Origin of the sequence: Pseudomonas sp. Pse79, assembly GCF_024519615.1 — a bacterium.
In the GTDB taxonomy this organism is placed as follows: domain Bacteria; phylum Pseudomonadota; class Gammaproteobacteria; order Pseudomonadales; family Pseudomonadaceae; genus Aquipseudomonas; species Aquipseudomonas veronii.
Window position 1 is genome coordinate 36,543 of the sequence record NZ_JALJRR010000032.1, and the last position, 22,583, is coordinate 59,125.

Annotated in this window: 22 protein-coding genes and 1 riboswitch; of the genes, 9 read left to right on the forward strand and 13 right to left on the reverse strand. The window is 61.0% G+C overall.

Going from position 1 to position 22,583, the window contains the following annotated elements; translation table 11 throughout:
- Positions 1-20 precede the first annotated feature (20 nt).
- Complete coding sequence (locus NR164_RS27265; protein ID WP_003171862.1) at positions 21-614, forward strand: phosphoheptose isomerase; 594 nt, start codon at positions 21-23, stop codon at positions 612-614.
- Positions 611-1,192 carry a BON domain-containing protein gene (locus NR164_RS27270; protein ID WP_017845939.1) on the forward strand — a complete coding sequence of 194 codons (582 nt, stop codon included), beginning with the start codon at positions 611-613 and terminating at the stop codon, positions 1,190-1,192. Before NR164_RS27265 ends, NR164_RS27270 begins: the two co-directional genes overlap by 4 nt.
- 68 nt (positions 1,193-1,260) lie before the next feature.
- Here the strand turns inward: NR164_RS27270 and NR164_RS27275 are convergent, their stop codons facing one another.
- The 7 genes from NR164_RS27275 to NR164_RS27305 form a co-directional block, all read right to left on the reverse strand.
- Positions 1,261-2,034 (reverse strand): OmpA family protein, encoded by a 774-nt coding sequence (locus tag NR164_RS27275; RefSeq protein ID WP_079442875.1) that lies wholly within the window; start codon positions 2,032-2,034, stop codon positions 1,261-1,263.
- 211 nt (positions 2,035-2,245) lie between these two features.
- Positions 2,246-2,890 carry an MBL fold metallo-hydrolase gene (locus tag NR164_RS27280; RefSeq protein WP_256823512.1) on the reverse strand — a complete coding sequence of 215 codons (645 nt, stop codon included), beginning with the start codon at positions 2,888-2,890 and terminating at the stop codon, positions 2,246-2,248.
- Between the two features lie 126 nt (positions 2,891-3,016).
- Positions 3,017-5,746, reverse strand: a complete 2,730-nt coding sequence (locus NR164_RS27285) for a LuxR C-terminal-related transcriptional regulator (protein WP_057004263.1) — start codon at positions 5,744-5,746, stop codon at positions 3,017-3,019.
- 225 nt (positions 5,747-5,971) lie between these two features.
- A complete protein-coding gene (locus NR164_RS27290) occupies positions 5,972-7,336 on the reverse strand; it encodes a DUF1329 domain-containing protein (RefSeq protein WP_046384660.1) in 1,365 nt (454 codons plus the stop codon).
- Between the two features lie 29 nt (positions 7,337-7,365).
- Positions 7,366-9,237, reverse strand: a complete 1,872-nt coding sequence (locus tag NR164_RS27295) for a DUF1302 domain-containing protein (protein ID WP_079442872.1) — start codon at positions 9,235-9,237, stop codon at positions 7,366-7,368.
- A 331-nt stretch (positions 9,238-9,568) separates the two neighbouring features.
- Positions 9,569-11,251, reverse strand: a complete 1,683-nt coding sequence (locus tag NR164_RS27300) for a fatty acid--CoA ligase (RefSeq protein ID WP_017845945.1) — start codon at positions 11,249-11,251, stop codon at positions 9,569-9,571.
- A 205-nt stretch (positions 11,252-11,456) separates the two neighbouring features.
- Positions 11,457-12,089: a LysE family translocator gene (locus NR164_RS27305; RefSeq protein WP_017845948.1), complete on the reverse strand. Its 633-nt coding sequence runs from the start codon at positions 12,087-12,089 to the stop codon at positions 11,457-11,459.
- 84 nt (positions 12,090-12,173) lie between these two features.
- On the opposite strand from NR164_RS27305, the gene NR164_RS27310 reads away from it, so the two are divergent.
- The 3 genes from NR164_RS27310 (at position 12,174) to NR164_RS27320 (ending at position 15,013) form a co-directional block, all read left to right on the forward strand.
- The gene (locus NR164_RS27310; RefSeq protein WP_017845949.1) at positions 12,174-13,139 is read left to right on the forward strand and encodes a 2-hydroxyacid dehydrogenase; all 966 of its coding nucleotides are present in this window, start codon (positions 12,174-12,176) and stop codon (positions 13,137-13,139) included.
- A 30-nt stretch (positions 13,140-13,169) separates the two neighbouring features.
- Entirely contained in the window at positions 13,170-14,168 is a 999-nt protein-coding gene (locus NR164_RS27315; RefSeq protein WP_017845950.1) for a class I SAM-dependent methyltransferase, read from the forward strand.
- A 51-nt stretch (positions 14,169-14,219) separates the two neighbouring features.
- Positions 14,220-14,339, forward strand: a riboswitch (yybP-ykoY riboswitch).
- Between the two features lie 89 nt (positions 14,340-14,428).
- Positions 14,429-15,013 carry a TMEM165/GDT1 family protein gene (locus NR164_RS27320; RefSeq protein WP_017845951.1) on the forward strand — a complete coding sequence of 195 codons (585 nt, stop codon included), beginning with the start codon at positions 14,429-14,431 and terminating at the stop codon, positions 15,011-15,013.
- 80 nt (positions 15,014-15,093) lie between these two features.
- Here the strand turns inward: NR164_RS27320 and NR164_RS27325 are convergent, their stop codons facing one another.
- The 4 genes from NR164_RS27325 to NR164_RS27340 all read right to left on the reverse strand — a co-directional run bounded on the left by NR164_RS27325 (position 15,094) and on the right by NR164_RS27340 (position 17,160).
- A complete protein-coding gene (locus NR164_RS27325) occupies positions 15,094-15,912 on the reverse strand; it encodes a M48 family metallopeptidase (RefSeq protein WP_256823513.1) in 819 nt (272 codons plus the stop codon).
- Between the two features lie 136 nt (positions 15,913-16,048).
- On the reverse strand, positions 16,049-16,669 hold the full coding sequence (locus NR164_RS27330) for an SOS response-associated peptidase (RefSeq protein ID WP_057004262.1): 621 nt from the start codon (positions 16,667-16,669) through the stop codon (positions 16,049-16,051).
- A gap of 36 nt (positions 16,670-16,705) precedes the next feature.
- The gene (locus tag NR164_RS27335) at positions 16,706-16,966 is read right to left on the reverse strand and encodes a putative signal transducing protein (protein WP_017845954.1); all 261 of its coding nucleotides are present in this window, start codon (positions 16,964-16,966) and stop codon (positions 16,706-16,708) included.
- Positions 16,967-16,977: 11 nt separating this feature from the next.
- Positions 16,978-17,160, reverse strand: coding sequence for a CPXCG motif-containing cysteine-rich protein (locus NR164_RS27340; protein ID WP_017845955.1), 183 nt, complete (start codon positions 17,158-17,160; stop codon positions 16,978-16,980).
- Between the two features lie 133 nt (positions 17,161-17,293).
- Between NR164_RS27340 and NR164_RS27345 the strand changes: the two genes are divergently transcribed.
- Positions 17,294-18,457 carry a 1-acyl-sn-glycerol-3-phosphate acyltransferase gene (locus NR164_RS27345; RefSeq protein WP_169850554.1) on the forward strand — a complete coding sequence of 388 codons (1,164 nt, stop codon included), beginning with the start codon at positions 17,294-17,296 and terminating at the stop codon, positions 18,455-18,457.
- A 121-nt stretch (positions 18,458-18,578) separates the two neighbouring features.
- Here the strand turns inward: NR164_RS27345 and NR164_RS27350 are convergent, their stop codons facing one another.
- A complete protein-coding gene (locus NR164_RS27350) occupies positions 18,579-18,836 on the reverse strand; it encodes a hypothetical protein (RefSeq protein ID WP_046384667.1) in 258 nt (85 codons plus the stop codon).
- Positions 18,837-19,018: 182 nt separating this feature from the next.
- Between NR164_RS27350 and NR164_RS27355 the strand changes: the two genes are divergently transcribed.
- A complete protein-coding gene (locus NR164_RS27355) occupies positions 19,019-19,228 on the forward strand; it encodes a hypothetical protein (protein ID WP_017845958.1) in 210 nt (69 codons plus the stop codon).
- A 55-nt stretch (positions 19,229-19,283) separates the two neighbouring features.
- On the opposite strand, the gene NR164_RS27360 is transcribed toward NR164_RS27355, so the two are convergent.
- Complete coding sequence (locus tag NR164_RS27360) at positions 19,284-19,868, reverse strand: YajG family lipoprotein (protein WP_126587543.1); 585 nt, start codon at positions 19,866-19,868, stop codon at positions 19,284-19,286.
- Positions 19,869-20,061: 193 nt separating this feature from the next.
- Between NR164_RS27360 and NR164_RS27365 the strand changes: the two genes are divergently transcribed.
- Positions 20,062-20,295 carry a hypothetical protein gene (locus NR164_RS27365; RefSeq protein ID WP_046384669.1) on the forward strand — a complete coding sequence of 78 codons (234 nt, stop codon included), beginning with the start codon at positions 20,062-20,064 and terminating at the stop codon, positions 20,293-20,295.
- Positions 20,296-21,013: 718 nt separating this feature from the next.
- Complete coding sequence (gene mqo, locus NR164_RS27370; protein ID WP_057004261.1) at positions 21,014-22,522, forward strand: malate dehydrogenase (quinone); 1,509 nt, start codon at positions 21,014-21,016, stop codon at positions 22,520-22,522.
- Positions 22,523-22,583 lie beyond the last annotated feature (61 nt).

Below are 22,583 nucleotides of genomic sequence, written 5' to 3' on the forward strand. Positions count from 1 at the left end.
CGCTACTTAAGGTCACACAGATGGACATGCAATCCCGAATTCGCCAGCTTTTCCAGGCCAGCATCGACACCAAGCAACAGGCGATGGACGTACTTGCACCGCACATCGAGCAAGCCAGTCAGGTCATGGTCAATGCCTTGCTCAACGAGGGCAAAATGCTTTCGTGCGGCAACGGCGGCTCGGCCGGCGATGCCCAGCATTTCTCGTCCGAGTTGCTCAACCGCTTCGAGCGCGAGCGTCCGAGCTTGCCGGCCATTGCCTTGACCACCGATTCGTCGACGATCACCTCGATCGCCAACGACTACAGCTACAACGAAATCTTCTCCAAACAGATCCGCGCCCTGGGGCAACCGGGTGACGTGCTGCTGGCGATTTCCACCAGCGGCAACTCGGCGAATATTATTCAGGCGATCCAGGCCGCACATGATCGCGAAATGATTGTCGTAGCATTGACTGGCCGCGACGGCGGCGGCATGGCCTCGCTGTTGCTGCCCGAAGACGTGGAGATTCGCGTCCCGGCCAATGTCACCGCACGTATTCAGGAAGTCCACCTGCTGACGATCCACTGCCTGTGCGATCTGATCGACAGCCAACTGTTCGGGAGTGAAGAATGACCGTTAAACGCCTCAGCCTATTGGCGATTGCGCTGTGCCTCGGCATCAGCGGCTGCAGCACGGCAATCACCGCGACACGTGACACCCCCATCCAGGACGACAAGGGCACCCGCACCTTCGGCAGCAAGATTGACGACTCGCTGATCGAAACCAAGGTCGAGGTCAACGTCGCCAAGGCCGCTACGGACCTGGGCAATGGCGCGTCGCGCATCGTCGTGACCAGCTTCAACGGCGTGGTGCTGCTCGCCGGCCAAACGCCACGTGCCGAACTCAAGGCCCAGGCCGAACAAGCCGCCTCGGCCGTGCAGCGGGTCAAGAAGGTCCACAACGAATTGCAGGTAATGGACCCGATCACCCTGCTGGCCATCAGCAACGATGCGCTGCTGACCACCAAGATCAAGGCGCAGATGCTGACCGACAACGCCATTCCCGGTTCACGCATCAAAGTCGTCACCGACAACGGCATCGTTTACCTGATGGGCCTGCTGACCCAGGCAGAAGCGACCCGTGCGGCGAACTTGGTACAGGGTGTGTCCGGCGTACAGAAGATCGTGAAGGTGTTCGAGTACATCGATTGATGTAACCGACGGCCACAAAAAAGGGCGCCGTGCATTGATTGCACGGCGCCCTTTTTATTGGCTGCAGATTACTGGTACTGCGAGTACGGGTTGCCCTGGAACTGGTTGTTCTGCTGCGGCGCCTGTTGCTGGGCGGCCGGCTGGCCATACTGCTGGCCTGGGATTGGGCCCAGGTTCACTTCTACACGACGGTTCTGCGCGCGACCGTTGACGTCGGCATTGCTGGCAATCGGATTATCCGGACCGGCACCACGAGCGCTCAGGTTGGCAGCGCTGACGCCTTGGGAGGTCAGATAGTTGGCCACGCTCTGCGCACGACGCCGGGACAGGTCCATGTTCAACTGGCGGCTGCCGGTGCTATCGGTGTAACCCACGATCTGGATGGTGTTCTGGCTGAACTGCTTGAGCGAGTTGGCCAGGTTGTTCAGCGGCGTATAGAAACTGCTGGAGATCGCGTCCGAGTTGGTGGCGAAGGTGATGTTGCCCGGCATGATCAGTTTGATCTGATCGCCCTGGCGCTGAACTTCAACCCCGGTATTGGCCATGCTTTCGCGCAGTTTCTTTTCCTGCTGGTCGGCGTAGTAGCCATAACCCGCCGCACCTGCACCCGCGACGACGGCACCGATCAGTGCGCCCTTGCCACGGTTGTTATGGTCGATGGCTGCACCGGCCAACGCACCGGCCAGGGCGCCGAGGCCGCCGTACTTGACGGTCTTGCTCATGCCACCGGATTCATTACTCGCCTGTCCCTGGCTGCTACCGTCATACGGATTGGGTGAAGCACAGCCAGATAACATGGCTACGGCAGTAGCGACAACGAGCAGACGACGCGGAGTGAACATGGAGAAGCTCCTACTTTTGCACTCTGGGTGCAGAGGATATGGACAATGGATCTTTGCCGGGTTTTGAACGCGACAAACGGTAAAAATTCCGTGGACGTATCTTAACCTGTAACAAAAAACGCAGGACTATCGTCGCGGCACAAACCGTAGCAGACGCACGCTGAACACACGCTGAGTTTTTTGCTACAGGGCTTGACCGCCTAAGCTGCAATCATGCACGCACAAAGGGGTTCTCGCGCATCTCGTCACCGAGTCGCGTCTCCGGCCCGTGACCGGTCACCACCGTCGCCGCCTCATCCAGCGTATACAGGCGCTGCTTGATCGAGCGCACAATCGCCGCTTGGTCCCCGCCCCACAAATCCGTGCGGCCTACGCCCCGGCGAAACAACGTATCTCCAGCGATCAGCAGCTTGGCATCGGCAAACCAGAAACTCATCGACCCCGGCGTGTGCCCCGGCGTATGCAATGCGACGCCGCAACCGCAAGCCAGCTCTTCATCGTCGGCCAGCCAACGGTCCGGCGACGGCACCGGCGTATACGGCACGCCAAACGTCCGGCACTGCATCTCCAGGTTATCCCAGAGGAACTGGTCGGCCTTGTGCAAATGCAGGGTCGCGCCGGTCTTCTCCTTCAACTGGCCGGACGCCAGGAAGTGATCCAGGTGAGCATGGGTGTGAATGATGCTCACCACCTTGAGGCCCAGCGCCTCGAGCCGCGCCAGGATCAGCTCGTGATTGCCGCCGGGGTCGACCACGATGGCTTGTTTACTGATGGGGTCGCCGATGATGGTGCAATTGCACTGCAACGGGCCGACGGGGAAGGTTTCGCGGATAAGGGTCGGCTTTGCGGTGTCCATGAACGGTCCTCTCGTGCAAACGGCATAGGGTTTCCGGGCGACTGTCGCCAGAATGATTGCACTATTAAACCAGACTGGAGCGGCGTCGCACCTCAACGCAAGCAAGCTCGCCAGCGGACTCAGGCTTTAACCAATCAACCGCAGCTCCTGCGCCCGCGCGACCGCCTGGGTGCGCCGCTCCACGCCGAGCTTGCTGTTGATATGGCTGGCGTGGGTCTTGACCGTGTGCAGGGAGATGAAGAGGCGGTTACTGATCTCCTGGTTCGAACAGCCCTGGGCGATCAGTTGCAGCACCGCCAGCTCGCGGGCGCTCAGGGTTTCATGGTTGGGCGCCGGCTCGCTGACAGCAACGGCCGGCAGCAGCGCCAACAGGCTCTGGTTCAATAAACCATGGGGGTCTTGGCCGAGTTGATCGCGCATCCAGTCGGGATACCCTTCAAGCAGGCGCTGGAAGGGTTGCAGCGCGCCGCCGGCTCCGGCTTCCAGGGCGCGAACCAACACCTCGCGCGCCTTGGCCTCCTGGCCGCTCTCCAGCAGCAACTGCGCCTGCTGGGTCAGCGCCATCAGGGCAATCATCTGGCGGCCGCTGCCATGAGCGTGTTGCGCCAGGTCTTCGAGGCGCTGCAGGGCCGCCGCCGGTTGATGGCGGATCGCATCCAACGCGGCTTGCTGCAGCTCGATATGCTGCGGCAGGTGCGGATGAAACTCCGGGGCCGCCGCCGCGTGTGCGCCGTTGTAGGTTTGCCCCAGGCGGGTCAGCCAGGCGTCGGCCAGGTCGGTACGCCCCTGGGCCAACCAGAGCTCGCATTTGATCAGGGTGATCATTGCCAGGTAGTAAATCGGCGGCACGTCCCAGATGTGCATCAGGCGTTCGGCCTCGGCCAGTTCGGCGAAGGCTTTGGGGAAGTCGCCGCGGCGCCCTTCGAAGTTGGCAATCACGCAATGCCCGATCAGCACGCTGATATCCCGGCAGGCGCGGGCTTCGGCCAGGCCGGCGCGCAGGCGGACCAGGCCGGCTTCGGGCTGACAACGCGCGAGCAGCAGGTAGCCTTCGTAAAGCGCTAATCGGGCGCGCACGGCGTACAACCGTTGGGGCGAAAGGTCGTGCAAGCGTTGCAGGCCCTGGTGTACTTCATCCAGCGAGCGCAGGATTTCACCCCGCGCCTGCAAGACCCGTGCGCGGTCGTAATGGGCCAGGGCCTCGAACAGGGGGTTGCCGACACGCTGCGCCAATTCGAGGGATTCGCGGTTCAAGCCACGGGCGCGCCACAGGTCGGCATCGACGATCGCCAGGTTGGAGAGGGTCGACAGGCACATCAGGCGCTGACCATAACGGCGCTGCGGCAGGCTTTCCAAGGCTTCACTGCAATAGCGCTGGGTCAGCTCGCGGTCGCCTCGGCCCCGGGCGATGATCCCGCTCAGCGCCAGCCATTGCGCCAGCATCGACTTCTGCGCGGTGGCCGATGGCGCCGGCAGGAAGCGGCTGAGGTAGCCCGACAGTTCTTCCGCCGCATCCAGCTGACACGCCAGGCCCAAGGCCCAGCTGTACAGCACGATCAACCGAGGCGTGCTGATCAGCAGACTATCGGGCAGGTCCATTTTCCAGCGTAGGAGCATGCCGACGTTCTGCTCGGCCAGCAGTTGCTCCTCGGAGAGGTTCTGCACCAGGTTCGCCGCCACATCCAGATGACCGGCGCGCAACGCCTGCTCGACCGCTTCATCGATCAGCCCCTGGGCGTTGAACCAGCGACAGGCGCGCAGGTGCAGGCTGGCAGGCGGCAGCACGGCGCTGCTCGCGCGCCGGGTGCGCAGCAGGTCGGAAAACAAATGGTGGTAACGGAACCAGTGCCCCTGCTCGTCCAGCGGCACCAGAAATACCTGATGAGCCTGCAAGTAACGCAGGATTTCCGCGCTGTCGTGGGCATCGCGTATGGCGTCGCACAGTTCACTGCAAAAGCGTTCCTGCGAAGCGGTTTCATAGAGGAATGCCTGGACTTCCGCCGGCAGGCAATCAATCACTTCTTCCAGCAAATAGTCGCGTATCAAGCCTTCGCCGCCGTGCAGGCTCTGCGGCAAGGCGCCCTCATTCCCCGCTTCGGAGGCCGCCAACAGCCAGAAACGCAAGCCGGCGACCCAGCCTTCACTGCGCCGGATCAAGTTATCCAGCGCCTCGCCGCGCAGCGAACTGCTGTGGCGATCCAACACCGCCAGGGATTCGGCGTGGGTCAGGCGCAGGTCTTGCTCATGCAGCTCCAGCAGGTGCCGAGACAGGCGCAAGCGCGCCAGGTGCCAGTCGGGGCGCTGGCGACTGGTAACCAGCACCAGCAGGCCATCGGGCAAATGATTGAGGAAAAACTGCAGGCAGCGATCAAGCACCGGGCCCTGGGCCAAATGGTAGTCATCCAGCACCAGCAACAAAGGCGCACGCGTGGACAACTGCAGCGCCAGCTCATCGAGCAAGCCATCGAGCCATTCTTCGAAGGCAAACGGTTGATGACGCTGACGCATTTTCAGCAGGCCCAGGGATTGCGCACCCAGTTGCGGGAAGTATTGCTGCAAGCCGTCAAGCAGGCGCTCGAGGAAACGCCCGGGGTCGTTATCCCGTGGGCTCAGGCCCAGCCAAAGGCTTTGCCAATGGGCGGGCAGACTCTGGCAGAACTCGACCGCCAGCGAACTCTTGCCGAACCCCGCCGGCGCGCAGACCAGCAGCAATCGCCCTTCCAGGCCAGCGCTCAGCCGTTCGCACAGGCGCGGGCGCAGCACATAGCCGTCAGGCAGCGGAGGTCTGTAGAAGCGACCTTCCAGGGTCGGGATCACCGCGCTGGCAGGCCCCTGGATTCGGGACAGATCAGTCATCGCCGGGCTCTTGTAGAAGGCTGTTGTCGGCATTGCAGATGTCCGCAGACTAGCGGTAAAAGCGGCGGTTTTGTAGATCTTTGCAACATTTGCCTGAAAAAGAACTGCGACAAGAAATGTGAGAGGGGGCTTGCTCCCGATTGCGCTGGGGCAGCCAATAGAATTCTTGGCTGTCAGACCGCTATCGGGGGCAAGCCCCCTCCCACATTTGGCTATGCGTGCAGCTTAGCGAACACCGTCCTGGCGCAGGGCCGCCGGGCTGAAGTCGCTGATGCCGGCGGTGAAGCCGAAGTCATACGCCTGTTTCTCTTCGTTCTTCATGCCCAGGGCCAGGTAGCGGCCGGACTGCAGGTCGTAGAGGGTTTCCAGGGCGTACCACGGCACTTGTTTGTCGTAGTAGTTCTCGGCATGGGCTTCGGCGACGCGCCACAGTTGGCCGCGACCGTCGTAGTGGTCGATCACGGCCGCTTGCCAGGTGTCTTCGTCGATGAAGAAGTCACGCTTGGCGTAGATATGGCGCTGGCCTTCCTTCAGGGTCGCGACCACATGCCACACGCGGCGCAGCTCGTAGCGTGCGAGGTCCTGGTTGATGTGGCCGGCCTTGATGATGTCGACATACTTGAGTTTCGGATCGTCGATCTTGTAGCTGTTGGAGGCGATGTAGATTTCTTTCTTGCCTTCCAGTTTCCAGTCGTAGCGGTCCGGCGCACCGTTGTACATGTCGAGGTTGTCGGAGGTACGCAGGCCGTCGGCAGCGGTACCCGGCCCGTCATAAGACACTTGCGGCGCCCGGCGTACACGGCGCTGGCCGGCGTTGTAGACCCACGCCGAGCGCGGTTCCTTCACCTGGTCGAGGGTTTCGTGAACCAGCAGCACACCACCGGCCAGACGTGCCGGCGCGGTCACTTGCTGCTTGAAGTAGAACAGCACGTTGCCGGGGTTTTTCGGGTCGAAGTCCTTCATTTTGTCGCGGAACACGAACTGGTCTTTGAAATACACCAGGCTGAACGAACCGTTGGTCTGCGGCGTGGCCTGGGTCACCAGGCGGGTCACGCTGCCGCCGCGATAGCGGGTGATGTGGTTCCAGATGACTTCAACGCCACTTTTCGGAATCGGGAACGGCACGGCGGTTTCGAAGTTTTCCAGGCCGTTACCGCCGGACACCAGGTTGGTGTTGGTGGCGTTCTTCTTGATCGAGGCGAACACCTCGGCCGGTACGGTGGCGCCGCGATGGGTCGGGTAGACCGGCATCTTGAAGGTGTCCGGGTAGCGCTTGAACATCGCGTACTGCCCCGGCGCCAGCTTGTCTTTGTATTGCTCGACGTTTTGCGCGGTGATGGTGAATTGCGGTTGTTCGCTGGCATAAGGGTTGGCCAGGAAACCACGGGCGTCGACGGCGCCGGCATTCGTCGGCAACGGCGACCATTTGGGAATGGTGCCTGCGGCGTTACCGGCCATTTCGGCGCCCATCGGAGTCAGGGTCGTGCCCAGCTTGGCGGCCTCATCCGCCGACACCGCCGCCATGACGTTACTCGCCAGGATCGACAGCCCAAGCACACCGACGTGCAACAGACTTTTAGTTATTTTCATGTTCTGGTTCTTCCTGAAATGCAGTGTGCTTAGAAGTTGGCGCCGACGCTGAGGGCGATGAAATCACGGTCGTCCACAGTGGAGTACTTACCGCCGAAGAAGTTGGTGTAGGCCAAGCTCGCGGTGTAGGTATTCTGGTATTCAGCATCCAGGCCGAGACTGACAGCCTTGCGACCTTCTTCGAAGTTGCCGCCAGGGCCTGGCGAATAACCGCTGACGTCATGGGACCAGGCCACGTTGGGCTTGAGGTTCACACCCGCGAACACGTCCGGGTATTCCCAGATTGCCCGGCCGCGATAGCCCCAGGAGTTGGCGGTGGTAAAGCCGTCATTGTTGCAGTTGGCCGTCAGGTTACTGCGGTCTGTACCTGCGCCCGCACCGGCAATGGTTCCCGCGTTGAGCGTCGCACACAGTGGGCCTTCCCCAGGACCAAATACCGGATCACGCCCGTAGCGCGCTTTCGAGCTGCTTTCCAGGCCGCCGACGTGGGTCAGCCCCACTTCGCCCACCAGTGTCAGCCGGCTGGCGCCCATGACCTGATCAAAGAAGTGCGTAAAGGTGGTCTGGAGCTGGGTGATTTCCTTGCGGCGATAGCCATTCAGATCCTGACCGGCGGCACCCTTGAGCGGGGAAGCACCGTTCAAGCCTGTCAACGGCGTAACGCCCGCGTACAAGATGTCGGTGGTGTTGAGCTGAACCGGCGCGTTCGGCCGGTAGCTGATCTCGCCGCTCCACGCTGTGCCGGTAGGCAAGGTTGTCGAGAAGCTCAAACCGTACAAGCGAATGTCTTCTGGATATTCGACGAAGTAGCTGGAGTTACCGGCCACGATGAGTGGACGCAGACTACTGGCTGGCGTGAACGTCAATGCGTTAGCCGCAGCGTAAGTCGCAGCCGATGCGCCCTTGGCGCTGAAAATCGGCGCACGGCTGTGGTAGTTCATGAAGTAAGCGCCGAACTCAGTGTCCAGCGGCTCGAAGTTATAGTGCATGGCTACACCGAACTGCCCGCCATCACGCGCGTCGCGATCAGAGCCGCGCTTGACCAGCACACCTTCTTCGTTGATGTTGACGCCAAACTGATTCATCAGCGGCAAACCACCGGCTGCGGTTATCACAGAGCGCTTGCTGAGCAACCGCAGGTTGTCATTGCAGCCGCCTGTAATGACGTCCGCCTGGGAGAAAAATGTCCCGCAGTTATCGGTGACGGTCTTCTCCCAATCCAACTGATAGAAGCCTTCCGCCGACAGGTTTTCGGTCAGTGTCTGCGACACATAGAACATGTTGACCGGAATCAGGCCTTCCTTGATCTCGGCACCCGGGCGACGGAACGCCGCTACGTCAATCGGGTTGATGGAGTTGATGCCGCCGCCGATGAAGGTACTTTCGCCCCAACTTACAACCTGCTTACCGAAACGCGCGGAACCGGGCTCATCGGCAATCGAGTAGTTGTGATAAATGAAGGCGTCGAGAATTTCCCCGCCGGAAGACCGGGCGCCCATAGGACGGCCTTTGTCACTGATGTCCTTGAACTCACGATTTTCGTCCTTGAGTTCAAAGTCATACCAATATTTGCCGCGTACAAACACACCGGTGTCGCCGTATTTCAGTTCCAGGTCATGGATGCCCTTGAAGATTTTCGAGAACGTCTCGCCGCGCTTGAAGTTCAAATGGCCGTCATCGGAGGTCTGGGACAAGCCCTTGCCGCCATTGTTGACGCCGATCAGATCGCGGTTGGCCTTGGCTGTCGACCAACTCGCCCCCACGGAAAGAGAGGAGTCAAAATTCCCTTCGATTTCACCGATATTGAAACTGACGCCGAATGCCGGCCCGGCGAGCGTAGAAGCGAGACTGACGGCCAGGGGCAATCTTGCCCGGCGCCAGAACTGATTTACTGAGGTCATCGACGCTACTCCATGTGCATTATTGTTATGGCAGTGAGTTCTTTCGGTGATGCATGTAACGGCCGGAATACAACGATTCCAATGCCGCCCGGCAACCGAGCCCCCATGGCTCGAAGCGCAACATCCTTGAAAAACTCTGAGAGGGACTATAGCCAGCAGGGGGTACCGCTTGATCCCTCTAAAGTGTGATTTGCATCACCGACCCGTCTGCCACAGCCCTTTTGCCACGTCGACGAAGGCCGACGCGGCAAGGATGGCTGAAAATCGGCAAATCACAAGTGAAGCCGCGAGATAGAGCATTGCCGTGCCCGAACGGGCACGGCGAAAGGTATCAAAGGGTAGAGAGGAACGTACTGTTGTTGGCCTGCCACTCAATGATGTCGACGCGGATACGTTTTTTGTCGAGCTTGCCGACACTGGTCTTGGGAATTTCAGTAACAATGGCGATCTGGTTTGGAATCGCCCACTTGCTCAAGTGGCCCAACTCCACGAACGGCTTGAGGTGCTCCTTGAGTTCACGGGCGCCTATCACATGGCCATCACGCACCACCAGCAACGCAAACGGGCGCTCGCCCCACTGCGGATCGGCGATGCCCACCACCGCTACTTCGCGTACCGCCGGGTGGCGGCTGACCAGGTCTTCGAGAGCCAGGGACGAGATCCACTCGCCGCCGGTCTTGATCACGTCCTTGATGCGGTCGCGGATATCGATCACCCCAAACGCATCAAGGGTCGCCACGTCGCCGGTGTGCATCCAGCCGCCTTCCCACAGCTCGGCGCCCTTTTGCGGTTCGTTGTAGTAACCCTCGGTCAGCCACGGCGCGCGTAGCACCAGTTCGCCCTGGGATTCGCCATCGGCGGGCAGGAAATGCCCGTCGCTGTCGATGATCGCCGCTTCCACCAACGGCCCGGGCACTCCGGCCTTGATGCGGTAAGTGGTGCGCTCGTCCTCGGTGCCGGCCATCAGCTCATCGTTGAGATGGGCGCAGGACACCAACGGCCCGGTCTCGGACATGCCATACGCGGCGGTCAGTTGAATCCCACGGGCCTTGGCCGCTTCATACAGCGTGCGATTGAGGGCGCTGCCGCCGATGACGATTTTCCAGCCGCCAAAGTCCACGCCCTGGGCGGCCTTGGCGTTGAGCACCATTTGCAGAATGGTCGGCACACAGTGGGAAAAGGTGACCTTCTCCTTGCGCCACAGCTCCACCAGGTATTCCGGATCGTAACGCCCGGGGTAGACCTGTTTCAGGCCCAGCATGGTGGCCACATACGGCAGGCCCCAGGCATGCACGTGGAACATCGGCGTGATCGGCATGTACACGTCGTTGGTGCCCAGCAAGCGCACGCTGTCGACACTGCCCATGATGGTCGCCACGCCGATGGTGTGCAGCACCAATTGGCGATGGGTGAAGTACACACCCTTGGGGTTACCGGTGGTGCCGGTGGTATAGAAGGTGGTGGCGACGGAATTTTCGTCGAAATCCTCGAAATCGTATTTCGGGCTGGCGGCGGCCAGCAGGGTTTCGTACTCCCCCACCAGGTTCGGCAGTTCAGCGGTTTTCTCGGCCGCATCGGTCAGCAACAAGGTTTTGTCGACGGTGGTGAGCTGCCCGGCAATCGCCTGGTAAAGCCCCACGAACTCACTGTTGACCAGCACAAAGCGGTCCTCGGCGTGGTTCATGGTGTAGAGAATCTGTTCCGGCGACAGGCGCACGTTGATGGTATGAATCACCGCGCCGATCATCGGGATGGCGAACATGCATTCCAGGTAACGGTGGCTGTCCCAGTCCATCACGGCAACGGTATCACCAGCCTTGACCCCGGCTTCGGTGAGCACATTGGCCAGGCGCGCGACCCGCTCGATCAGGGTTGGATAGGTGTAGCGCAGCTTGTCGCGATAGATGATTTCCCGGGTCTTCTCGTAACGGGCCCCGGACATGAGCAGGCGTTTGATCAACAGCGGATATTGGTACGCACCTTCGGCGGGCGGGATAACACGGGTCTGCAACATACGAATCCCTTTTTATGACTGCACGGTCTCGGCTTGAAGACCTGCACTGTAGAGACGTTAGGTGCCGACCAAATCAGCCAAAGGAATGATTTGTAGGGACTGCTGGATGCTAGCTTTGCGCCACCACTCAAAGCCGATAGCGATCAAATGTGGGAGGGTCTTGCACCCTCCCACATTTGGACTGTCCTCAATGAGAGAAGATCATTTATTTCATGCTGGTGAACGCCAGTTTTACGCCGATGGCAATCAACACCGCCCCCATCGTCCGATCGAACCAATGCCCCATCCGCGCAAACCCTGCACGCACCCGCTGCTGGCTGAACAACATCGCCACCAGGCAGAACCACGCCGCCGTCGCTACCGCCAGGTACACGCCATAACCCGCCTGCACCGCCAGCGGTGTGTGCGGGTTGATCACCACGGTAAACAGCGACAGGAAGAACAACGTGGCCTTGGGGTTCAAACCGTTAGTCACAAAGCCTGCGGTAAACGCCCCGCGTGGGGTGCGTTCGCCGACTTCGCGGTGCAGTTCGCCCTCGGCGGCTGGCTTGGCCGGCTGCGCGCGCAGGGCCTTGAAGCCGATGTACAGCAGGTAGGCCGCCGCCGCCCATTTCAGCGCGTTGAACAGCACGATGGACTGGGACACGATCAAACCGATGCCGAGCAACGAGTACCCCACGTGCAGGAAAATCGCCGAGCCCACGCCCAATGCGGTCCAGGTCCCGGCGCGGCGGCCGTGGGTGACACTTTCGCGCACCACCACCGCGAAATCCGGACCGGGGCTGGCCACTGCCAGCAGGTGAATCAAGGCCACGGTCAAAAACTCGGCGACGTACATACTCACTCCATTAAGTAACGGATTATTTCATCTGATAGGCTCGGCAGATTACGCCTTCGAACCCTGTCACAAAAGGTACAGTTGATGACGAACAATCGCCGCGCCGTCTTCCTAGATCACCCATCCCTCGACCTGGGGGATCTCGATCTCAGTGAGCTGCACAACTGTTTCAGCGAGCTGCAGCTGTTTGAGCAGACCACCCCGCAGAATGTGGTCGAACGCCTGCAAGGCGCCCAGGTCGCTATCAGCAACAAGATTGCGCTCAACAGCGAAACCCTGGCCGCCTGCCCCGAACTCAAACTGATCCTGGTGTCGGCCACCGGCACCAATAACGTCGACCTTGAAGCCGCCCGCGCCCATGGCGTCACCGTCAGTAACTGTCAGGGCTACGGCACGCCGTCGGTGGCGCAGCATACGATCATGCTGCTGCTCAACCTGGCGACGCGGCTGAAGGACTATCAACGGGATGTCAGCGCGGGCAAATGGCAAGCCGCCAAGCAGTTCTGCCTGCTGGACCACCCGATCGTCGAGCTGGAGGGCAAAACCCTCGGTTTGCTCGGGCATGGCGAACTGGGCAGTGCCGTCGCACGGCTGGCCGAGGCCTTCGGTATGCGCGTCATACTCGGCGCCATTCCCGGGCGCCCTGCCCGCGCCGACCGCATGCCGCTGGATGAACTGCTGGCGCAGGTCGACGCGCTGACGCTGCACTGCCCGCTCAACGAACACACCCGCGACTTGATCGGCGCTCGCGAGCTGGCGTTGCTCAAGCCCGGCGCGTTTATCGTCAACACCGCGCGCGGTGGCCTGATCAACGAACAGGCCCTGGCCGACGCCTTGCGCAATGGCCACCTGGGCGGCGCGGCGACCGATGTGCTGAGCGTCGAACCCCCGGTGCATGGCAACCCGTTGCTGGCCGACGATATCCCGCGCTTGATCGTCACGCCCCACAACGCCTGGGGCAGTCGCGAAGCGCGGCAGCGGATTGTCGGCCAACTGGCGGAAAACGCCCGCGGCTTTTTCAGCGGCGCCCCGCTGCGCGTCGTCAGTTGATAAACTGCGCCCCTTTTCAAGGAGCAGACCATGGATCCGCGCAGTGAAGTACTGCTTCGTCAGGCCGAACTTTTTCAAGGCAACCTGCTGCTGGTGGGGTTGCCTGCCGACGATTTGCTCGGCCGCCTGCCCAACGCCCATGGCTGGTGCTGGCATGCCGGTGACCAGGCTGCGCTCGACGCACGTTTCCCCGAGCGCAGCCAGTTCGGCGTGAATGTGCCGCAGCGCACGTTTGATGCGGCAGTGATCTTCCTGCCCAAGTCCAAGGACCTCACCGACTATCTGCTCAACGCCGTGGCCGCACGCCTGCCCGGTGCCGAGCTGTTTCTGGTGGGGGAGAAAAAAGGCGGGATCGAAAGCGCCGCCAAACAGATGATCCCCTTCGGCAAGCCGCGCAAACTCGATAATGCACGACACTGCCAGTTGTGGCAGGTCACCGTGGCCAACGCGCCGCAAGCGGTGGAGCTGGAGAGCCTGGCGCAGGTTTTCGAAGTGCCGCTGGCCGAAGGTCCGCTGAAAGTGGTGAGCCTGCCGGGCGTGTTCAGCCATGGCCGCCTGGATCGTGGCACCGAGTTGTTGCTGGAGCATTTGGACAAACTGCCCAGCGGCCACCTGCTGGACTTCGGTTGCGGCGCCGGTGTGTTGGGCGCGGCGGTCAAACGTCGCTACCCGCACAATACGGTGACGATGCTGGATGTGGACGCCTTCGCCACCGCCAGCAGCCGCCTGACCCTGGCGGCCAACGGTCTGGAAGCCGACGTGCTGACCGCAGACGGCATCGATGCCGCGCCGATGGGCTTGAACGCGATCCTGAGCAACCCGCCGTTCCATGTCGGGGTACACACCGATTACTTCGCCACGGAGAACTTGCTGCGAAAAGCCGCGAAACACCTGGCAAAAGGCGGCGAACTCCGACTGGTTGCCAACAGTTTCCTGAAGTACCAGCCGCTGATCGAAGAGCACTTGGGCGTGTGTGCGGTCAAGGCCGAAGGCAATGGTTTTCGCATCTATCGCGCCAAGCGCGGCTGATCGGCGTTTGCAAAAGAACACTTGCCGAATGGATTTTGCCTAGGCAGAATCCGCTCCGTCCTAGGGGAGTAGTCTCCCACGAGCGCCACGCTCGTCCGGCATACGTCAACATACTTGGTCAGCAGACCATGGCGTATGCGACCCAGGAGTCCGCTCAGACGGACCGGGGTTTGACAAGACCTATGACACGCACACCTTACCCGGGGCGGGAAGGCTGTACGTGTCATAGCCGTGTCGACCCGCCCCTGGAAACCTACCTGATGCTGGATTCACTGCTCGTCCCTACCGCAATCGTTGCCTTGGCCGAAATCGGCGACAAGACCCAACTGCTCGCGCTCATCCTTGCCGCACGCTTTCGCAAACCCTGGCCGATCATCGCCGGCATCATCGCCGCGACCCTGGCGAACCATGCCGCTGCGGGTGCCGTAGGTGCCTGGTTCGGCAGTTTCTTCTCGGATGCGGTGCTGCACTGGATTCTCGCCGCGAGCTTCTGCGCCACGGCGCTGTGGACCCTGGTGCCGGACAAACTCGACGATGACGAAGCCAGCACCACGCGCAAGTTCGGGCCGTTCCTGACCACCCTGATTGCGTTCTTCCTCGCCGAAATCGGCGACAAGACGCAGATCGCCACGGTGATGCTGGCGGCGCAATACCCTGAGCTGTGGCTGGTGGTTATCGGCACCACCCTGGGCATGTTGATTGCCAACGTACCGGTGGTTCTGGCGGGGAATTTTGCCGCGGAGAAATTGCCGTTGACCTTGATTCGTCGACTGGCGGCTACGGCGTTTTTTGTCCTGGCGATCGTGGCGGTGTACAAGGCCATGCAAAGCAGCGGTTGGATCTAAGGATCCAAGCCTGCAAACCCAATCCAATGTAGGAGGGGCTTGCCCCCTCCCACATTTGGATCTTCATGAGGCTTGGATTATCAGGACTTCTTGGCCTGCTGATACAACGGCATCACCTTCGGAATCGCCGCCTGCAACGAGGCGATCCGACTGTCGGAGGCCGGGTGAGTGCTCATGAACTCCGGAGGCGCGCCTTCCGAAGCCTTGGCCATCTTGTTCCACAACGTGATGGCGGCGTTCGGGTTGTAACCGGCGCGGGCCGCCAGCTCCAGGCCGATCAGGTCCGCTTCGTTTTCATTGCTGCGGCTGTTGGGCAAGGTCATGCCGTAGTTGGCCACGGTATCGGCCAGCGCCATGCTGTCCTGGCCGAGACCAAGCAACGCGCCGGCGCCCTGCTTGGCCATCTCGATGCCGTAGGCCTTGGACATGGCTTCACGGCCATGTTCGCGCAAGGCGTGGGCGATTTCATGGCCCATCACCGCCGCCAGCTCGTCATCGCTGAGCTTGAGGTTATCGATCAGCCCGCTGTACACGAAGATCTTGCCGCCCGGCCCGCAGTTGGCATTCATCTCATCGCTCTTGATCAGGTTCACGTCCCACTTCCACTGCGCCGCATCCGGACGGAAGGTCGGCGCCTGGGCGATCAGGCGGTTGGCGATGGCCTGCACGCGCTTGGCGTTGGCGCTGGTCTTGTCCACCAGGCCTTTGCCGCTGGCTTCACCCAGGGTCTGCTGGTAGGACTGCGCATACATCTGGTCGACTTCCTGGCTCGACAGCATGCTGAACATGTACTGCTTGCGCTCCACCCCAACGGCACCGCCGCTGGTGGTGTTGACGGACTGACACCCGGCCAGCAGCACTGCTGCCGCCAATACACTTACGGCCAATGATTTCTTCATCAACACACTCTCCCTGAAAAGACGCCCTGAAAACATGGCGCGTATCCTAGGCGGTGATTTGTATCGACGCCAGATACATCAGACGTGCAGACGCTAAATTTCGGATACATCCCACAACGGTGGCGGATTTTCTGGCTCAAGCCGGAGTCAGGCACTCCGGCCCATTCAGCTTGGGATCGTTGACCATGTTGGCCAGCACCCGTTCACGCAAGGCGACCGGCTCGCTGGCCAACAGCCCCTGCAACACCGGCAGCGGCGTCTCGGGGTTCAGCCAGGCTTCCTGCCCCGCCGCATCCAGAATCAACGGCCGCCGCTGACTCTGCGCCGCCTGGGTCACCACCGCGGTGCTCAGCCACACTTGCTCCTGCACCGGATACGCTTCCCAGATGGCCGCAAAAAACAGCGTCGAACCTTCCCCTGGCGTCAACCAGTACGGCCGCTTGCGCTGGGTGCCGCGCCATTCGTAGAACCCGTTGGCCGGCAACAGGCAGCGACGCTGGCGAAACGCTTCGCGGAACATCGGTTGCTCAGCCAGGGTTTCGGCGCGGGCATGCGCCGGGGTACGGGAAAGGTCCGTCAGCCACGGCGGTGTCAGACCCCAGCGGGCGCGGGCCAGGGTGCGCTGGCCGTCGGTGGCGCGCTGGATCAGCACCGAATCATTGGGAGAAATATTCCACTGGGCCTGCTGATCCGCCGGAAAGCCCGGCAAGGCAGCAAACGTGGGGTTCCAGCGAAACAGGGCATAACGTCCACACATGGGGCAACACGACTCTTGGGTAAACCGACCGACAGCCTAACAGACCAACACGTCGGGGAAGCTGTCGGGTTCATCGCCGGGCAACGGTTGCGCACCGTTATACGCGGTGATCAGCTCGCGCGCGCAGGCTGCCTGGTCGTTGTCCACTTCTAGCCCCAGCAGCCCGAAAATCGGTAACTCGCCGCTACCGCCGAGCAAATGGCGCCCCACCAAATGCGCCTCGATCCCTTCGCTGGCGAGCATCTGCTGCAGCAGCTCGCCTTCCATCAGGTTTTCCGGTTCGTAGATTCGCTGCATGGGCGTACCTGCTATTCGTTTTCGCTGCGAGTTTCGAGCATCCACTCTTCACCATGGACCTGCAGGTTGAAAATGATCGGTCGGCAACATACCTGACAGTCTTCTATATAGGTCTGGTCGCCGCCGGATAAATCCACGGTTGTCTCCACCACTTCACCACAATAAGGACAATCGTACAGCGCGGTTTCCAGCATCGCAGTCTCCCAAGTGACTTGTGCGTATAATCGCCGGTCTATTTACAGGGTTATATTTCGGCCGAGCCCATTACTCGGGCCGCACCCTGGTATTTCCTCTACTTACCCTAGCCGTTTCTAACAAGAGAGCATGATGGGCGAATTCGATACCATCCGACCTTACAACGACAGCGAAGTCCCGGCAGTGCTGGAGCGGCTGTTCAGTGACAAGGCCTTTCTGGACATCCTGACCCACTTCCGCTTCCCGCGCTTTGCCGGCGCGCTGGGCTGGCTGCTCAAACCCATGATCGCCCGCAAACTGCGCCGTGAATTCGCCGGCGTCACCACCGTGGCCACGCTGCAGGACAAAGTCGAGTATTACGTCGACCACACCATTGATCGAGCGACCGACGGCGTGACCTATACCGGCGTGGAACAGCTCAAATCGGGCACCGCCTACGTCTTTTTGGCCAACCATCGCGATATCGTGATGGACCCGGCCTTCGTCAACTACGCCGTGTACCACGCCGGCCTGCCGACACCGCGTATCGCCATCGGCGACAACCTGCTGCAAAAGCCGTTTGTCAGCGACCTGATGCGCCTGAACAAGAGCTTCATCGTGCACCGCTCGATCACCGGGCGAAAGGAAAAAATGGCGGCTTACCAGTTGCTGTCGGCCTACATCAACCATTCGATCCGCCACGACTGCCAGTCGATCTGGATCGCCCAGGCCGAAGGCCGCGCCAAGGATGGGGATGACCGCACCGAATCGGCGATCCTCAAGATGTTCCACGTCAGCCGCAAGGACGAGCCGTTCGCCGAGGTGATCCAGTCGCTGAACCTGACGCCCGTTTCCATCAGCTACGAATACGACCCATGCGACTTGGCCAAGGCTCGCGAGCTGTACATCCGCGCCACCACCGGCACCTACACCAAGGCGCCGGGTGAAGACGATGTGAGCATTGCCCTGGGCATTACCGGCTACAAGGGCCGGGTGCATGTGAACTTTGCGCCGCCGATCACCGAGCGCTTCGAAGACACCAAGCTGCTCGCCGTGGAAATGGACCGGCAGATTCTCGGAGGTTATCGCCTGTTCCCGGTTCACTACCTGGCCTACGCCCAGTGGAGTGACGCCGACCCGCAACTGCAGGTGCCCAAGGCAGCGGATATCTTCCCGGCCGACGAGTTGGCCAAGGCCAAGGCAGAGTGGGAGCGGCGCTTGAGCGAGTGCCCGGTCGAACACCGGCCGTTCCTGGTGGTGCAATATGCAACGCCAGTGCGCAATCAATATCGGGTCAAGGCGGGAATCCCGCTGTAATACACCTAGCCAAACCTGTGGGAGCGGGCTTGCCTGCGATGCGGTGGTTCAGTCACAGAGGTACCGACTGTAACTTCGCTATCGCGAGCAAGCCCGCTCCCACCGTCGTTTCAGGGTGCAACTAAAAACGCGTGCTGATCCATGAAACCAGCAGCGCCAGCCCCAGGCAGGCGAAACCAATACGATAAGCCAGGCGATGCGCCCGTTCGGTGCGTACATCCAGAAACAGCATGGGTTGGTCGATGGCGCGCTCTTCGCTTTGCGCGGCGAGCCTGGCCATGGCGCGCTGTTCCTTCAAACGGGTAATGAATAGCAGTGCAGCCCCAGAGCAGGCCACTGATAGAGCAACAACATTGATCAGCAGTCCGGCCAGCGCCATCACACACCTCGTTGAAACAGTGCCTTGGTATCCATTCAGATACAAACCTGAACGGAAGTCGCCTTCTGCGCCTAAAAGCTCCTTCCCCCATTGACGGCTAATGTATCGAGTAATTTACGGCGTCACCTGAACGTCACCTTAACCGTTCACTCTGTGGCCCTTCGAACGCTCGGGAGCTTGTCATGTTGCACGCGCAAAACCAGGATCGACTGTATTTGATAGCCCCAAGCGATGAGCAAGAGGCGCTGATCGGCGGCCTCGCGTTCAACGTCCAGGACCGCCACTGGCTGGTGTATTGCGCCCTTGGCGGGCACCAGCATGCGGACCTGCCGGAGACGGACCTGCTGACCGGGATAAGCCTGCTCGACTTCGGTATCGACACCGCGGCATGAAACGGCGGGCACAAAAAAGCCGGGCTCAGCGCTGAGCCCGGCTTGTTATTGAGCGTTATTGCGAGCTGAGCAGCTGGCCGATGCTCGGGTCCTTGAACAGACGGGTCAAGGCGTCGCTCAGGACGTCGCTGACCAGCTTGGTGTTGGTCTCCTGGTTGGGCGACATGCCGAAGCGCTGGTTGAGGGACGCACCATAACGGCCGCTGTAGCGACGGGTGCCGGCGCTCACGTCGGACCTGAACGTCGCGCCGATAGTGGCCTCCGTCACGTACAGGCCTTCTTTGGGCGACTGGTATTTCAGCTCGGCCAGGGTGATGGTCAACTGCGGCGCGCCCGGTGAGTTGGCCGGGGTAAAGCCGAGCAGCCGCACTGCTGCTTCAGCCTGGGCTTGCAGCTTGGGGAGCACATCGGCACCGCTCACCGACACCAGGGCGGTCTCCGGATACAGGCCACCACGGGAGCCCAGGGTCGGCGAAGGACGACCATCCACCACACGCACCGACACCGGCTGACCGTGACCCACCGGGGCCAACTGCGTGGTGAGCTTCGGTTGCGGGCTAAGTTGTTGCGGGCTATTGGCGCAGCCAACCAGGGTCAAACTGGTCACAGTGATCAAACCGAACAACAGGCGTTGCAACATGCTCTTCTCTCCAGAAATCGAGTACCGACAGGCCGGCAGTATAGCGGGCGGCCCTCGCCGGGAACTAGCGTCAGTTACAACCTAAGACCCGCAGGCATTGTAGGGGTTCGATGTCACCGATATGTCACAGCCGATACACGCGCCCGTCATCCCCGGCAGGCATGCTTGGCCTCAATCTCAGGAGGCTGATTTCATGCATTTTCTCTGGTCGCTGTTTACCCGCAAGCCCGCCCTTCGCCAATTTGCCCTGCTCGATGTGCAAGGTCGCTGCCAGGCTTTCAAAGAGTGCAGCCAGCCACCGGTCGGCGCTGGCTGGGTGGAAATCGAAGAAATCCGCTTGAGCTGGATGCACCGCCCGCTGCCCGCCAGCGCCCGTATCAGCCCACGCGCGACGCAGTCGCCGCATCGCCACCCGTTGGCCGCCTGACCGAACGCCTAATAAAAGTCATAAAACACGCCCATTTCCTTGGCGTTCTTCGCTACAATCTCCCCCCGATTATAAGGACGTCTCCTGATCGGGCCTCGCAACATCGTTAATGCTTCGGTATTAGCCCCCCCAGATCGCCCACAGAGAGCCGCCCACACAGATCGTGTGAAGCTGGCGCGCTTGCTGTTTTCTTTGCAAACCACCCGCCTTTACCGAATCTGCCAGAGCTGCCATTGCGCTCGGCCACTTGAGTTGTTTGCCCGTTTTGCCGCATGCCGGCAAGGTTTTCCGGGCCAGGTGCCAGGCTGGGGCAGCCCTTTTTTGAGGTTCACGTCTTCAAAAGAGCGTGAAAAAACGGGTTTTCACAACTTCACAAGAGTGTGGCGAGCAAATGAATAGTTTGGCGTTTGTACAAGCACCATCAGCGTCTGGAACAGCCCAATCACACAGGACCGAGTGCTCCGGGGCTTGAGCCTGTCCGCTACGGATTGATTGCACGGATCGCACGCTTTGACCATAAGTCGAATTGCCACGGCAGCCCATGAATGCGTTCATAGGCGGATTAGCCCGGCAGGAAGCGTGCGCTGAACTTGCAAAGAATTGCGAATCGGACATGGCGATCCTGGCCATGGGTAACCTGGGGCAACACGTGAACCGCCCCGTCACTCCTGGCAGCCATGCCGTCAATTTGGTGCTGCAGATTTTGGAGACGCGTTAAATGGCGCATAACGAAGCAGTCGACGTAGTACTGGTAGGGGCCGGCATCATGAGTGCCACCCTGGCCGTACTGCTCAAAGAGCTCGACCCCGGCCTCAAGCTGGAAGTCGTTGAGCTGATGGACTCGGGAGCCGCGGAGAGTTCCAACCCGTGGAACAACGCCGGTACCGGCCACGCCGGGCTGTGTGAGCTGAATTACACACCCCAGGCCGCCGATGGTTCCATCGACATCAAGAAAGCTGTCCACATCAACACCCAGTTCGAGGTGTCGAAGCAGTTCTGGGCGTACCTGACCAAAAAAGGCACCTTTGGCTCGTCCAGGTCCTTTATCACACCGGTGCCGCACCTGAGCTTCGTGCAGGGCGACAAAGGCGTAGCCTTCCTCAGGAAGCGCTTTGAAACCCTCAGCCAGCATCATGCATTTTCGGATATGCGCTATACCGAAGACCGCAACGAGATGGTCGAGTGGATGCCGCTGATGATGCCAGGCCGCCCGCTCGACGAAAAAATCGCCGCGACCCGTGTGCAGAACGGCACCGACGTCAACTTCGGCGCCCTGACCAACCAGTTGCTGAACCACCTGACCAGCGCGCCCGATGCCCAGGTCAAGTACAGCAAACGCGTGACCGGCCTCAAGCGCAATGGCGCGGGCTGGACCGTGAGCATCAAGGACGTCAACAGCGGCAACAGCCGCGACGTGGACGCCAAGTTCGTGTTCCTCGGTGCCGGTGGCGCGGCCCTGCCGCTGCTGCAAGCCTCGGGCATCGAAGAAAGCAAAGGCTTCGGCGGTTTCCCGGTCAGTGGCCAGTGGCTGCGTTGCGACAACCCGGAAGTGGTCAAGCACCACCAGGCCAAGGTCTACAGCCAGGCCGCCGTGGGTTCGCCACCGATGTCCGTGCCGCACCTGGACACCCGCGTGGTCGACGGCAAGACGTCCCTGCTGTTCGGGCCTTACGCCGGTTTCACCACCAAGTTCCTCAAGCACGGCTCGTTCCTTGACCTGCCGTTGTCGGTGCGCGCCGGCAACATCGGCCCGATGCTGGCCGTGGCCCGGGACAACATGGACCTGACCAAGTACCTGGTCAGCGAAGTGATGCAGTCCATGGAACAGCGCCTGGAATCCCTGCGCCGCTTCTACCCGCAAGCCAAAGCCGAAGACTGGCGCCTGGAAGTGGCCGGCCAACGGGTGCAGATCATCAAGAAAGACCCGAAAAAAGGCGGCGTGCTGCAATTCGGCACCGAGCTGGTCGCGGCCAAAGACGGCTCGCTGGCGGCGCTGCTGGGCGCGTCCCCGGGCGCTTCGGTGACGGTGTCGATCATGCTCGAACTGATCGAACGCTGCTTCCCGACCAAGGCTGCCGGCGAGTGGGCGGCCAAACTGCACGAGATCTTCCCGGCCCGTGAAAAGGTCCTGGAGACCGATGCCGAGCTGTACCGTAAGATCAACGCGCAGAACAACATCAGCCTGGAACTGGTTGAGCAAAACAACGAAGCCCAAAGCTACGCTTAAGGCCTCTGTCTAGTCCTGAAATAGGTTTACACCTATTTCAGTCTCAAAACGCCCGGTGCAC

Bases quoted from the DNA above. Each gene is read 5' to 3' on its own strand.
- NR164_RS27265 (WP_003171862.1), top strand. From the start codon at position 21: ATGGACATGCAATCCCGAATTCGCCAGCTTTTCCAGGCCAGCATCGAC.
- NR164_RS27270 (WP_017845939.1), top strand. From the start codon at position 611: ATGACCGTTAAACGCCTCAGCCTATTGGCGATTGCGCTGTGCCTCGGC.
- NR164_RS27275 (WP_079442875.1), bottom strand. From the start codon at position 2,034: ATGTTCACTCCGCGTCGTCTGCTCGTTGTCGCTACTGCCGTAGCCATG.
- NR164_RS27280 (WP_256823512.1), bottom strand. From the start codon at position 2,890: ATGGACACCGCAAAGCCGACCCTTATCCGCGAAACCTTCCCCGTCGGC.
- NR164_RS27285 (WP_057004263.1), bottom strand. From the start codon at position 5,746: ATGACTGATCTGTCCCGAATCCAGGGGCCTGCCAGCGCGGTGATCCCG.
- NR164_RS27290 (WP_046384660.1), bottom strand. From the start codon at position 7,336: ATGAAAATAACTAAAAGTCTGTTGCACGTCGGTGTGCTTGGGCTGTCG.
- NR164_RS27295 (WP_079442872.1), bottom strand. From the start codon at position 9,237: ATGACCTCAGTAAATCAGTTCTGGCGCCGGGCAAGATTGCCCCTGGCC.
- NR164_RS27300 (WP_017845945.1), bottom strand. From the start codon at position 11,251: ATGTTGCAGACCCGTGTTATCCCGCCCGCCGAAGGTGCGTACCAATAT.
- NR164_RS27305 (WP_017845948.1), bottom strand. From the start codon at position 12,089: ATGTACGTCGCCGAGTTTTTGACCGTGGCCTTGATTCACCTGCTGGCA.
- NR164_RS27310 (WP_017845949.1), top strand. From the start codon at position 12,174: ATGACGAACAATCGCCGCGCCGTCTTCCTAGATCACCCATCCCTCGAC.
- NR164_RS27315 (WP_017845950.1), top strand. From the start codon at position 13,170: ATGGATCCGCGCAGTGAAGTACTGCTTCGTCAGGCCGAACTTTTTCAA.
- NR164_RS27320 (WP_017845951.1), top strand. From the start codon at position 14,429: ATGCTGGATTCACTGCTCGTCCCTACCGCAATCGTTGCCTTGGCCGAA.
- NR164_RS27325 (WP_256823513.1), bottom strand. From the start codon at position 15,912: ATGAAGAAATCATTGGCCGTAAGTGTATTGGCGGCAGCAGTGCTGCTG.
- NR164_RS27330 (WP_057004262.1), bottom strand. From the start codon at position 16,669: ATGTGTGGACGTTATGCCCTGTTTCGCTGGAACCCCACGTTTGCTGCC.
- NR164_RS27335 (WP_017845954.1), bottom strand. From the start codon at position 16,966: ATGCAGCGAATCTACGAACCGGAAAACCTGATGGAAGGCGAGCTGCTG.
- NR164_RS27340 (WP_017845955.1), bottom strand. From the start codon at position 17,160: ATGCTGGAAACCGCGCTGTACGATTGTCCTTATTGTGGTGAAGTGGTG.
- NR164_RS27345 (WP_169850554.1), top strand. From the start codon at position 17,294: ATGGGCGAATTCGATACCATCCGACCTTACAACGACAGCGAAGTCCCG.
- NR164_RS27350 (WP_046384667.1), bottom strand. From the start codon at position 18,836: ATGGCGCTGGCCGGACTGCTGATCAATGTTGTTGCTCTATCAGTGGCC.
- NR164_RS27355 (WP_017845958.1), top strand. From the start codon at position 19,019: ATGTTGCACGCGCAAAACCAGGATCGACTGTATTTGATAGCCCCAAGC.
- NR164_RS27360 (WP_126587543.1), bottom strand. From the start codon at position 19,868: ATGTTGCAACGCCTGTTGTTCGGTTTGATCACTGTGACCAGTTTGACC.
- NR164_RS27365 (WP_046384669.1), top strand. From the start codon at position 20,062: ATGCATTTTCTCTGGTCGCTGTTTACCCGCAAGCCCGCCCTTCGCCAA.
- mqo (WP_057004261.1), top strand. From the start codon at position 21,014: ATGGCGCATAACGAAGCAGTCGACGTAGTACTGGTAGGGGCCGGCATC.